The organism is Delftia sp. JD2 (assembly GCF_001682645.1).
In the GTDB taxonomy this organism is placed as follows: domain Bacteria; phylum Pseudomonadota; class Gammaproteobacteria; order Burkholderiales; family Burkholderiaceae_C; genus Comamonas; species Comamonas acidovorans.
Window position 1 is genome coordinate 95,617 of record NZ_LFJT01000012.1, and the last position, 11,615, is coordinate 107,231.

At 69.5% G+C, this 11,615-nt stretch carries 8 protein-coding genes; 6 read left to right on the forward strand and 2 right to left on the reverse strand.

From position 1 onward, the window contains the following. Positions 1–9 precede the first annotated feature (9 nt). Complete coding sequence (locus ACM14_RS09210) at positions 10–732, reverse strand: TetR/AcrR family transcriptional regulator (protein WP_065345981.1); 723 nt, start codon at positions 730–732, stop codon at positions 10–12. A 159-nt stretch (positions 733–891) separates the two neighbouring features. Here ACM14_RS09210 and ACM14_RS09215 point away from each other — a divergent pair, with 159 nt between their 5' ends. The 5 genes from ACM14_RS09215 to ACM14_RS09235 all read left to right on the forward strand — a co-directional run bounded on the left by ACM14_RS09215 (position 892) and on the right by ACM14_RS09235 (position 8,635). Then, a complete protein-coding gene (locus ACM14_RS09215) occupies positions 892–2,490 on the forward strand; it encodes an AMP-binding protein (protein ID WP_065345982.1) in 1,599 nt (532 codons plus the stop codon). Between the two features lie 146 nt (positions 2,491–2,636). After that, complete coding sequence (locus tag ACM14_RS09220) at positions 2,637–5,930, forward strand: carboxyl transferase domain-containing protein (protein ID WP_065345983.1); 3,294 nt, start codon at positions 2,637–2,639, stop codon at positions 5,928–5,930. A 100-nt stretch (positions 5,931–6,030) separates the two neighbouring features. Further along, complete coding sequence (locus tag ACM14_RS09225) at positions 6,031–7,173, forward strand: alanine--glyoxylate aminotransferase family protein (protein ID WP_013804424.1); 1,143 nt, start codon at positions 6,031–6,033, stop codon at positions 7,171–7,173. 33 nt (positions 7,174–7,206) lie between these two features. Further along, positions 7,207–7,626 carry an FKBP-type peptidyl-prolyl cis-trans isomerase gene (locus ACM14_RS09230; RefSeq protein WP_043820392.1) on the forward strand — a complete coding sequence of 140 codons (420 nt, stop codon included), beginning with the start codon at positions 7,207–7,209 and terminating at the stop codon, positions 7,624–7,626. Between the two features lie 88 nt (positions 7,627–7,714). Continuing rightward, positions 7,715–8,635, forward strand: coding sequence for a DMT family transporter (locus ACM14_RS09235; RefSeq protein ID WP_034389992.1), 921 nt, complete (start codon positions 7,715–7,717; stop codon positions 8,633–8,635). Here ACM14_RS09235 and norR read toward each other — a convergent pair. Next, a complete protein-coding gene (gene norR, locus ACM14_RS09240; protein ID WP_065345984.1) occupies positions 8,619–10,202 on the reverse strand; it encodes a nitric oxide reductase transcriptional regulator NorR in 1,584 nt (527 codons plus the stop codon). The two genes, ACM14_RS09235 and norR, sit on opposite strands and share 17 nt — an antisense overlap. 120 nt (positions 10,203–10,322) lie before the next feature. Between norR and hmpA the strand changes: the two genes are divergently transcribed. Further along, complete coding sequence (gene hmpA, locus ACM14_RS09245; RefSeq protein WP_065345985.1) at positions 10,323–11,549, forward strand: NO-inducible flavohemoprotein; 1,227 nt, start codon at positions 10,323–10,325, stop codon at positions 11,547–11,549. The last annotated feature ends 66 nt before the right edge of the window (positions 11,550–11,615 follow it).

The following is an 11,615-nucleotide window of genomic DNA, read 5'->3' on the forward strand; positions in this document are numbered from 1 at the left end:
GAATGGTCGTCAGTCCTTGCCGGGCGGCTCGGCGCGGGGCCGGCTGCGCCGTGCAGGCGTCTTTTTCGCGGGGGATGCGGCAATGGCTTCGGGCGTGGTGGCTGGCGCCGTGCGCAGGCCCAGCACGCGGCTGGCCAGCTCGGTCAGCTCGGCCACCATCTCGGCCGTGCCCAGGCGGCCGCCGGGGCGGTACCAGTTGTAGAGAAAGCCCGGCAGGCTGCAGGCGGCCTGGGCGGTGATGCGCGTCTCGCGAAAGTCCAGGTGGCCGCTGGCGCGGCCTTCTTCGAGCAGCGCGCAGAACTGGCGATAGAACTGGCGCGCCAGCGTGCGCGAGGCCTTCATGTACGCAGGGCTGAAGGCCTGGGGCTCGCGGTACGGAAAGAAGGCCGCCGGATAGTGGGCAATGGTGGCCGCGATCAGGCGCTGCAGGCCGTCCACGGCCTTCTCGTGCGCGGCGCGCGGATCGTCGGCCGCGAAGTCCAGCACCGTGAAGCAGGCCTCGGTGGGCGCCCAGCACAGGGTCTCGAAGATCTCCTGCTTGTTGCGGAAGTAGTAGTAGACGAAGGGCTTGGTCACGCCCAGGGCCTGGACGATCTGCTCCATCGTGGTGTTGGCGTAGCCGTTGCGGTCGAACAGGGCCTCGGCTGCCTTGAGGATGCGTTCGCGCTTTTCATCGGAGCCGGCCGTGGGAAGGCGCTGGCGGCCGCGCGGGGTGACAGGGGGCTTGGGCATGCGGGAAATCTCGTGTCGCGTCGGTGGCTGCGATGGTTATACCGATGGGTAGCAATGTTCTACCAGCGGGTATATATTGGCAAGCCGCTGGACCCCAAAACAAATCAAGGCTATCCCTTAGGACTGGTTCCGGGATGGCCAGACACCCAGGAGACAAGCATGGCGGATTCCGAGACCCTCATTCCCCTGCATGAGGCCCTGCGCCGCAATGCGCGCAACCACCCCGGCCGCGACGCCTACATCTGGTATGGCCGCCACATCAGCTGGGCCGAGGTGGATGCGGCCAGCGACGCCTTTGCCGCGCGGCTGCAGGCTCTGGGCGTGGGCCGGGGCGAGCCCGTGGCGCTGTTCATGAACAACTGCCCGCAGTACATCGTGGCGCACTACGGCATCCAGAAGATCGGCGCCATCGTCTGCCCCTGCGGGCCGCTGAACAAGGAGCATGAGCTGCAGTACCAGCTCGATGACCTCAAGGCCCGCGTCATCGTCGCGGCCGATGTGCTGCTGCCCGTGGTGGACAAGGTGCGCGCCAGCACGGCGCTCAGTCATGTGCTGGCCGTGCGTTATGGCGACTGGCTTCCTGAATCGGCCACGCTGGCGCTGCCGCCCGAACTGCAGGCCCCCGTGCAGCCGCTGCCCGAGGGCGTGGAATCGTTCTGGGATGTCATGCACAGCGGCGCCAAGCCCGTGCCCGTCGATGTCGCCATGGACGATGTATCGCTGATGACCTATACCTCGGGTACGACGGGCCTGCCCAAGGGCGCCATGCTCAGCTACGGCAACGCGGCCAGCAAGACGGCCGGCGCCTCCAGCGCCACGGGCGTGAACGCCGGGGACATGCTGCTGGCCGTGGCGCCGCTCTATCACATTGCCGGCATGTCCATGGGCGTGAACATGCCCGTGCACAGCGGCGCCACCTGCGTGCTGCTGCACCGCTTCGACCCGCTGGCCGTGGCCCAGGCGCTGGAGCGCTACCGCGTGACCTGGTGGTACAGCATCGCGCCCATGAACGTGGCCGTGATGCAGCTGCCGGGCGTGGAGGCCATGGACTTTTCCGCGCTGCGCCGCAACACGGTGACCAGCTTCGGCATTGCCTACACCGAGGAGCTGGCGCGGCAGTGGAAGCGCTTCACCCCGAACTGCATCTCCAGCGAGGCGGCCTATGGCCTGAGCGAGACCCACACCATGGACACCTCCATGCCGGGCGACGCCATCCGCTGGGGCACGCACGGCAAGCCGCTGCCTGGCAACGAGGTGCGCATCATCGACCCCGAGACGGGCGAGCCGCTGCCGGCCGGCGAAGTGGGCGAGATCACCATCCGCGGCCCTGGCAACTTCAAGGGCTACTGGAACAAGCCCGAGGCCACGGCCAAGACCCTGAAGAATGGCTGGGTGCACACGGGCGACATGGGCCGCATCGACGCCGATGGCTACCTGACCTTCATCGGCCGCTTCAAGGAAATGATCAAGGTCTCGGGCTACAGCGTCTTCCCCGAGGAGGTGGAGGCCATCCTCATCAAGCACCCGGCCGTGGCCCAGGCCGCCGTCATCGGTGTGCCCGACCCGCACAAGGGCGAGGTCGTGCGCGCCTTCATCGTCACGCGGCCGGGCCAGCAGATCGCGGCCGAGGACCTGGTGCAGTGGTCGCGCGAGAACATGGCCAGCTACAAGGCGCCGCGCGAGGTGCGTTTCATCGAGGCGCTGCCCGCCACCGGCGCGGGCAAAGTGCTGCGCAGGATGTTGAAAGACACCCCCTGAGTCGCTTCGCGCCTTCCCCCTCTCTACCCGCTTCGCGGGGGAGGGGGACGACACCTTCGGTGCGGGGCGGCCCTTCCTCGGTGCCCCTTGCATTTGAGGGCGCCAGTTGCAAACGCTGTTGACCATTGATACCGGACCTTTTACCCATGTTCCAGAAGATCCTGATTGCCAACCGCGGCGAGATCGCGCTGCGTATCGTGCGTGCGCTGCGCGAGCTGGGTGTGCCGAGCCTGGCCGTCTATGCCGCAGACGATGCGCAGGCGCCCCATGTATCCGCTGCCGATGCAGCTGTGCCCCTGGACGCCAGCGGCCCCTCGGCCTACCTGGACGGCGCCCACCTGCTGCGCATTGCGAGCGAGCACGGCTGCGACGGCATCCATCCGGGCTACGGCTTTCTCAGCGAGAACGCGGGCTTTGCGCAGGCCTGCGCCGATGCGGGCCTGCGCTTCATCGGCCCCGCGCCGGAGCACCTGGCGCTGCTGGGCGACAAGGCCCGCGCACGCGATCTGGCGCGCCGCTGCGGCGTGCCGCTGATGCCGGGCAGCAGCGAGGCTGTCACGCTGGAACAGGCCCAGGCCTTCTTCGAGGCGCAGCAGGCCGGGGGCGCCAGCGGCATCATGGTCAAGGCCATCGGCGGCGGCGGCGGGCGCGGCATGCGTGCCGTGGCGCGCGCCGAGGACCTGCCTGCCGCCTATGAGCGCTGCCGCAGCGAGGCGCGAGCCGCCTTCGGCGTGGACGGCGTCTATGTGGAGCGGCTGATGACGGGCGCGCGCCATATCGAGGTGCAGATCCTGGGCGACGGCGGCGCAGGCCCCATCGCGCTGGGCGAGCGCGAATGCACGCTGCAGCGGCGCTTCCAGAAGCTGGTGGAGATCGCGCCCAGCCCCAGCCTGGCGCAGCCGCTGCGCGAGCGCATCACGCGCGACGCGCTGCGCATGGCCGCCGAGATCGGCTACGAGAGCCTGGGCACCTTCGAATTCCTGGTCGATGCCGCCTCCGACTCCCTGCCCTATGTCTTCATCGAGGCCAACCCGCGCCTGCAGGTCGAGCACACCATCACCGAGGAGGTCTTCGGCATCGACCTGGTGCAGGCCCAGATCCGCGTGGCGGCCGGCGATCACCTTGGAGAGCTGGGCCTGGATGCCAGGACGCCGCCCGCGCCGCGCGGCTATGCCATGCAATGGCGCATCAATGCCGAGACGCTGGATGCCGCAGGCCAGTCGCGCCCCGGTAGCGGGCGCATAGGCGCACTGCAGTGGCCGGCCGGCCCCGGCATCCGCATCGACACGCATGCGGTGGCGGGCGCCAGCCCCTCGCCGCACTACGACACGCTGCTGGCCAAGCTCATCGTGCACAGCAGCGGGCCGCGCTTTGAAGACGTGCTTCGCCGCGCACGTCGCGCACTGGACGAATGCTGCATCGACGGGCTGGCCACCAACCTGCCGCTGCTGCAGGCGCTGGCCCGGCGGCCCGAGATGGCATCGCAGGCCGTGCACACACGCTGGCTTGAAGAGGCCCTTCCCGAGTTGGTGGCGGACGCCCAGGTGTTGGCCGAAGGCGCGCGCCGCACGGCTGTGGGCGCCGAGGTTCCGGCGGCGGCCGAGGCTGCTGGCGCGCCCGTCCCCGAAGGCGCCATCACGGCCCCCATGCCCGCGCGCATCGTGCAGTGGAGCGTGGCCGTGGGCGATGCCGTAGCCGCAGGCACCGAACTGGGCGTGCTCGAAGCCATGAAGATGGAGCATGTTCTGCTGGCGCCGCAGGCCGGCACCATCACCCAACGGCTGGCCGAGGCCGGTGCCTATGTGGCCCAGGACCAGCCCCTGCTGGTGCTGGCCGCCGCCGAAGGCGTGCAGGCCGGCGCACGCGCGCAGCAGTCCGCACAGGACCCGGACCACATCCGCGCCGACCTGCAGCGCGTCATCGACCGCCATGCCTTCACGCGCGATGCTGCCCGGCCCGAGGCCATGGCCAAACGCCATGCCCAGGGCAGCCGCAGCGCGCGCGAGAACATCGCCGACCTCTGCGACGCAGGCAGCTTCATCGAATACGGTGCGCTGGCCATTGCCGCGCAGACGCGCCGGCGCAGCATGGACGACCTGATCGCCAACACGCCGGCCGACGGCATGGTCACGGGCATGGGCTCCATCAACGGCGCGCAGTTCGGCCAGGAGCGCTCGCGCGCCGTCGTCATGTCCTATGACGCCACCGTGCTGGCGGGCACCCAGGGCGCGCGCAACCATGCCAAGACCGACCGCATGCTGGGCATTGCGCTAGCGCAGAAGCTGCCCGTGGTGCTGTTCGCCGAAGGCGGCGGCGGGCGGCCCGGTGACACCGACACGCCCGTGGTCGCCGGCCTGCATGTGCACACCTTTGCGGCCTATGCGGCGCTGTCGGGCCAGGTGCCCGTGATCGGCATCACCCATGGCCGCTGCTTCGCGGGCAACGCGGCCTTGCTGGGCTGCAGCGACGTGATCATCGCCACGCGCGCCAGCTGCATCGGCATGGGCGGGCCGGCCATGATCGAGGGCGGCGGGCTGGGTGTCTTCCGGCCCGAGCAGATCGGGCCCAGCAGCGTGCAGCATGCCAATGGCGTGATCGACGTGCTGGTCGATGACGAGGCCGAAGCCGTGGCCGCCGCGCGCCACTACCTGTCCTTCTTCCAGGGCCGCACCACGGAGTGGACCGCGCCCGACACGCGCGCCCTGCGCCATGTGGTGCCCGAGAACCGGCTGCGTGCCTATGACACCCGTGCGGCCATGGCGCATCTGGTGGACGAAGGCAGCCTGCTGATGCTGCGCACGGGCTTTGGCGCAGGCATCCACACGGCGCTGGCGCGCCTCGAAGGCCGGCCCGTGGGGCTGATGGCCAACAACCCCTCCCACCTGGGCGGCGCCATCGACGCCGATGCGGCCGACAAGGCCGCGCGCTTCATGCAGCTGTGCAATGCCCATGGCCTGCCCATCGTGAGCCTGGTGGACACGCCCGGCTTCATGGTCGGCCCCGAGATCGAGAAGACGGCCCAGGTGCGCCATGTCAGCCGCCTGTTCGTCACGGCGGCCAAGCTGCGCGTGCCGTATTTCAGCGTGGTGCTGCGCAAGGGCTACGGCCTGGGGGCCATGGGCATGACGGCCGGCAGCTTCCATGCGCCGGTGTTCAACGTGGCCTGGCCCACGGGCGAGTTCGGTGCCATGGGTCTGGAAGGCGCCGTGCGCCTGGGCTTTCGCAAGGAACTGGAGGCCCTGCCCGAGGGCGCCGAACGCAACGCCCTGTTCGACCGGCTGCTGGCCCAGCAGTACGCCCACGGCGAGGCCATGCACATGGCCGGCACGCTGGAGATCGACGCCGTCATCGACCCCGCCGACACGCGCGCCTGGCTGTCGCGCGGCCTGGCAGGGGCGCGCGTTGCGCCTGCCCAAGCCGGCTTCGTGGACACCTGGTAGGCCCTGAAAACGCCACGGACGGCATGCTAAGCTGGCCGCCTTTCCGACGAACATGATGGCGGGCCTGCGGTGCAGGCCCCGCTGCCCCTGGAGACTCCCCATGCCCGGACTTCTGCCCGATATCGATCCCGACGGCCTGCTCGAATTCTCGGTGGTCTACACCGACCGCGCGCTCAACCACATGTCCAAGCGCTTCGCGGGCGTGATGCAGGACATCCTCACCACGCTGCAGGAGGTCTACCACGCCCACACGGCCGTGCTGGTGCCGGGCAGCGGCACCTTCGGCATGGAGGCCGTGGCGCGCCAGTTCGCCAATCGCGAAAAGGTGCTCATCGTGCGCAACGGCTGGTTCAGCTACCGCTGGACCCAGATCTTCGAGGAAGGCGGCCTGGGCGGTGGAGCCGTGGTCTGCAAGGCGCGTCGCCAGGGACCGGGCAGCCAGGACCCCTGGGCGCCCTGCGCGGCCGAGGACGTGGCCGCCGCCATCCGCACTGAAAAACCCAAGGTCGTGTTCGCCCCCCATGTGGAGACGGCCAGCGGCATCCTGCTGAGCGACAGCTACCTGCGCACCGTGGCCGATGCCGCGCACGAGGTGGGCGCGCTCTTCGTGCTGGACTGCGTGGCCTCGGGCGCCATGTGGGTGGACATGGAAAAGACCGGCGTGGACGTGCTGATCAGCGCGCCGCAAAAGGGCTGGAGCAGCTCGCCGTGCTGCGCCATGGTCATGCTCTCGCAGCGTGCGCGCGAAGCCATCGAGCACACGCAAAGCTCCAGCTTCTCCTGCGACCTCAAGAAGTGGATGCAGATCGCCGAGGGCTACGAAAAAGGCCAGCACGCCTACCACACCACCATGCCCACCGACGCCCTGGTCCGCCTGCGCGACGTGATGCTGGAGACGCGTGCCTACGGCTTCGCCAAGGTGCGCGATGAGCAGATCGCCCTGGGCGCCAAGGTGCGTGCCCTGCTGGAATCGCGCGGCTTTCCCAGCGTGGCGGCCGAAGGCTGGAAGGCTCCCGGCGTCGTCGTCAGCTACACCACCGACCCCGGCATCCAGAGCGGCAAGAAGTTCATGGAGGCCGGCCTGCAGACCGCCTCGGGCGTGCCCCTGCAGTGCGACGAAGGCCCGGACTTCAAGACCTTCCGCATCGGCCTGTTCGGCCTGGAAAAATGGCACAACGTGGATCGCACCGTCGGCCACATCGCCAAAGCGCTGGACGACATCGGTGTCCCCGCCAAGGCGTGAACCCGCTGCAAACATTGCATTGAAAGAACCCTGATGAAAAAGACCCTCACCACCCTGGCCGCCTCCTGCGGCCTGATGCTCGCCGCACTGACCGGCGTGGCGGCCCATGCGGCCCAGCCCGTGACCACGGCCAGCGGCCTGGTCTATGAAAGCCTAAAGGAAGGCACGGGCGCCAGCCCCAAGGCCAGCGACACGGTGCGCGTGCACTACCGCGGCTACTTCCCCGACACGGGCAAGGACTTCGACAGCTCCATCACGCGCGGCCAGCCCATCGAGTTCCCCTTGACCGGCGTGATTCCCTGCTGGACCGAAGGCGTGCAGAAGATGAAGGTCGGCGGCAAGGCCAAGCTGACCTGCCCGCCCTCCATCGCCTACGGCAGCCGTGGCGCGGGCAGCGTGATCCCGCCCAACGCCACGCTGAACTTCGAGGTGGAACTGCTGGGCATCAAGTGATGGCCGGCCCGCTGGCCGGGCCAGCCCCCGCTTGATGCAAAGCCGGCCTGCGGGCCGGCTTTTTTACGGTCGTTGAAAGGGATATGCCGTGGATTCACGCAAACCGCTGGACGCGCGCGCCGCCGCGCTGATGCTCATGCTGTGCCTGATCTGGAGCCTGCAGCAGATCCTGCTCAAGGCCACGGCCGATGCCATTGCGCCCACGCTGCAGATCGCGCTGCGCTCGGGCGTGGGCGCCGTGCTGGTGTGGCTGTTCATGCGCTGGCGCGGCATGCGCGTGCAGTGGGGCGACGGCAGCTGGCGCCCGGGCCTGGCCGTGGGCACGCTGTTTGCTCTGGAATTCCTGCTGGTGGGCGAGAGCATCAACCACACCTCGGCCGCCCATGTGGTGGTCTTCCTGTATTCCGCTCCCGTGTTCGCGGCGCTGGGCCTGCACTGGAAGCTGCCCTCGGAGCGCCTGGCGCCGCTGCAATGGCTGGGCATCGCACTGGCCTTTGCCGGCATAGCGCTGGCCTTCCTGGGCGGCGGCAAGCCTTCGAAGGCAGCCGGCGCCGCCATGCTGCTGGGCGACCTGCTGGCGCTGGCCGCCGGCGTGGCCTGGGGCGCCACCACGGTGGCCATCCGCACCACGCGGCTGGCATCGCTGCCCGCCGCGCAGACCCTGCTCTACCAACTGGCCACCGGCTTTGCGCTGCTGCTGCCCGCCGCCTTCCTGCTGGGCCAGACCCGCTTCGAGCCCACGCCGCTGGCCTGGGCCGGCCTGGCCTTCCAGTCCGTGCTGGTCTGCTTTGTGAGCTTCCTGGTCTGGTTCTGGCTGCTCACGCAATACCTGGCCTCGCGCCTGGGCGTGTTCTCGTTCATGACGCCCATCTTCGGCGTGGTCTTCGGTGCCTGGCTGCTCAGCGAGCCCATCGAGCCCAACTTCCTGGCCGGGGCACTGATGGTGCTGGCCGGGGTGTTGCTGGTGAGCGGGTATGGGTGGCTGAAGTCGCTCAGGCGTCCTGCCTGACCAGTCCCAGCCGCCGCGCCAGCCGCTGCAGGTTGGCGCGGTCCATCTGCAGTTCGCGTGCGGCGGCGGCCCAGCTGCCGTGGTGGCGCTGCAGGCTGGCGTCGATCAGATGGCGCTCGTAGCTCTCCACGGCTTCGCGCAGGCCTTGGGGGCTGGCGCCGGGCGATGCGGCCTGTGTGACGGGCAGGGACGGGGTGGCCGTCGCCGGGGGCTGCGCGTCATCCCGGAGATCGGCCTGGCCCAGCGTGACCATGCGAGCCCGGCCACCGGCTGGAGCGGCGGAGGGCGCACGGCTCAGCGCCCGCAGCACGCCGCGGCTGATGAGGTGCTCCAGCTCCCGGACATTGCCGGGCCAGTCCTGGGCAAGCAAAGCCGATTGCGCGGCGGGGTGCAGGCGCAGTCCGCCCAGGCCCAGGCGCGAACGGTTTTCCTCGAGGAAGAAGCCGGCCAGCATCAGCACGTCGCTGTCGCGCTCGCGCAGCGCGGGCACGCGCAGCGGGTAGACGCTCAGGCGGTGGAAGAAATCGGCGCGCATGCGGCCCGCCGCCACCTCGGCGGCCAGGTCGCGGTTGGTGGCGGCGATCACGCGCACGTCCACATGGTGCTCGCGGTCCGAGCCCAGGCGCTGCAGCTGGCCGCTTTGCAGCACGCGCAGCAGCTTGGCCTGCACGGGCAGGGACAGCTCGCCCACCTCGTCCAGGAACAGCGTGCCCTGGTCGGCCTGCTCGAACTTGCCGCTGCGCTCGGACAGCGCACCCGTGAAGGCGCCGCGCACATGGCCGAACAGCTCGCTTTCGACCAGGTTGTCGGGCAGGGCCGCGCAGTTGATGCTGACCAGCGCCCGGCCTGCACGCGCCGACTGCGCATGCACGGCCTGGGCCACCAGTTCCTTGCCCGTGCCGGTATCCCCCGTGATCAGTACGTTGAGGTCGCTGGCCGCGACCAGGGCGATGTCCTTTTGCAGCGCGCGCATGGCCGGGCTCTGGCCGATCAGCGGACGCGATGACTCGCCCCCCGGGGCGGCGCCGGGCGCGGGCAGGGCGCGCGCACTGCGCGCCAACCGGCGCAGCCGCTCGGCCGTGGTCACGGTGGCCGCCGCCAGGTTGCTAAAGGCCTGCAGCGCCGCCAGCGCGGCCGGGTCGGCAAAGCGCCCGGGGTCCAGCGCGTCCAGCGTGAGAAGGCCCCAGGGCAGGCCGCCCGTCTGCAGCACGCAGCCCATGCAGTCGTGCACCTCCAGCGGTCCGTGGCCCTGGGCCACCAGACCGTCATAGGGATCGGGCAGCGGGCTGTCGGGCGCAAAGCGCATGGCCTGGCCCGCCGCCAGCAGCTGGGCAAAGCGCGGGTGCTCGGCAATGCGAAAGCGCCGGCCCAGCGCATCGGGCACCAGGCCATCGATGGCCACGGGCCGCAGCCACTCGCCCTCCAGCCGCAGCAGGGCGGCGGCATCGGCCGGCAGCACGGCGCGCAGGGCTGCCAGCAGGCGGCGAAAGCGCTCGCGCTCGGGCAGGTCCTGGGCCAGGTCGGCCACCAGAGGGGTCAGGGCATGCAGGGCGGTGGATGTGGTCATAAAGACTGCAATCGCTGTCAAAAAGACTCGATTTGATGAAGGTCATATTGACGCATGAAACGCCAAACCCTTGTTCTGCAAGGGCTGCAGTCTTGGCACGGCACTTGCCTTTGTCAAGGCATGCCCGGCATCGCACCGGGCATGCCCGTCACCGTACCCAAGGAGTTTCTTGTGCTGACCGACCGCCAACGTGCCATCGTCCAATCCACCGTCCCGCTGCTTGAAACCGGCGGCGAGGCGCTGATCACCCACTTCTACCAGACCATGCTGGGCGAGTACCCAGAGGTGCGCGCCCTGTTCAACATGGCCCACCAGCAAAGCGGTGCCCAGCCGCGTGCCCTGGCCTATAGCGTGCTCATGTACGCCAAGCACATCGACCGGCTCGAAGCCCTGGGCGATCTGCCCGCGCAGATCATCAACAAGCACGTTGCGCTGCAGGTGCAGCCCGAGCACTACCCCATCGTCGGCACCTGCCTGCTGCGCGCCATCCGCGAAGTGCTGGGCGCCGAGATCGCCACCGACGAGGTCATCGATGCCTGGGGCGCCGCCTACCAGCAACTGGCCGACATCCTGATCGGCGCCGAACGCCAGGCCTATGACCGCACGGCGGCGGCCGAGGGCGGCTGGCGCGGCGAGCGTGCGTTCGTGGTCGAGGACAAGGTGGCGGAAAGCGCCGAGATCACCTCGTTCTACCTGGTGCCGGCCGATGGCGGCCCCGTCATCGCCCACCAGCCCGGCCAGTACATCGGCCTGCGCCTGGTGGTTGACGGGCAGGAGCAGCGGCGCAACTACTCGCTGTCCGCGCCCGCCGATGGCCGCAGCCTGCGCATCAGCGTCAAGCGCGAGGCAGGTGGCAAGGTCTCCAACTTCCTGCACGACCGGGTCCGCGTCGGCGACACGCTGCAGCTGTTCCCGCCCGCAGGACACTTCACGCTGCAGCCCGGCGAGCGTCCGCTGGTGCTGATCAGCGGCGGCGTGGGCATCACGCCGACCCTGCCCATGCTGGATGCGGCCTTGCCCAGCAAGCGTCCCGTGGTCTTCATCCACTGCGCACGCGAGCGCGGTGTTCACGCCTTCCGTGAACGTGTGGATGCGCTGGCCGCGGAGCATCCGCAGCTCAGCCGGTACTACTGCTATGACCGGGTGGAGGAGGGCGATGAGGTCGATGCGCAGGGACTGCTGACCGCCCGGCAGTTGGGTGAGTGGCTGCCTTCAGTGGATGCCGATGTGTATTTCCTGGGGCCCCGGCCGTTCATGCGGTCGGTGAAGGAGTCGTTGCGGGTGTTGGGGGTGCCGGAAGGGCAGGTCCGCTATGAATTCTTTGGGCCGGCGGAGGCGTTGGCCTGATTTGCCGTCGATTCGCTCGGGTCCCCTGGCCTGAGTGGTGGAGCAGGGGTCGGGCCTCGGCCCGCC

What these genes read in the sequence shown, in the direction of transcription:
- ACM14_RS09210 (WP_065345981.1), bottom strand. Translation starts at nt 732, where the DNA reads ATGCCCAAGCCCCCTGTCACCCCGCGCGGCCGCCAGCGCCTTCCCACG.
- ACM14_RS09215 (WP_065345982.1), top strand. Translation starts at nt 892, where the DNA reads ATGGCGGATTCCGAGACCCTCATTCCCCTGCATGAGGCCCTGCGCCGC.
- ACM14_RS09220 (WP_065345983.1), top strand. Translation starts at nt 2,637, where the DNA reads ATGTTCCAGAAGATCCTGATTGCCAACCGCGGCGAGATCGCGCTGCGT.
- ACM14_RS09225 (WP_013804424.1), top strand. Translation starts at nt 6,031, where the DNA reads ATGCCCGGACTTCTGCCCGATATCGATCCCGACGGCCTGCTCGAATTC.
- ACM14_RS09230 (WP_043820392.1), top strand. Translation starts at nt 7,207, where the DNA reads ATGAAAAAGACCCTCACCACCCTGGCCGCCTCCTGCGGCCTGATGCTC.
- norR (WP_065345984.1), bottom strand. Translation starts at nt 10,202, where the DNA reads ATGACCACATCCACCGCCCTGCATGCCCTGACCCCTCTGGTGGCCGAC.
- hmpA (WP_065345985.1), top strand. Translation starts at nt 10,323, where the DNA reads ATGCCCGGCATCGCACCGGGCATGCCCGTCACCGTACCCAAGGAGTTT.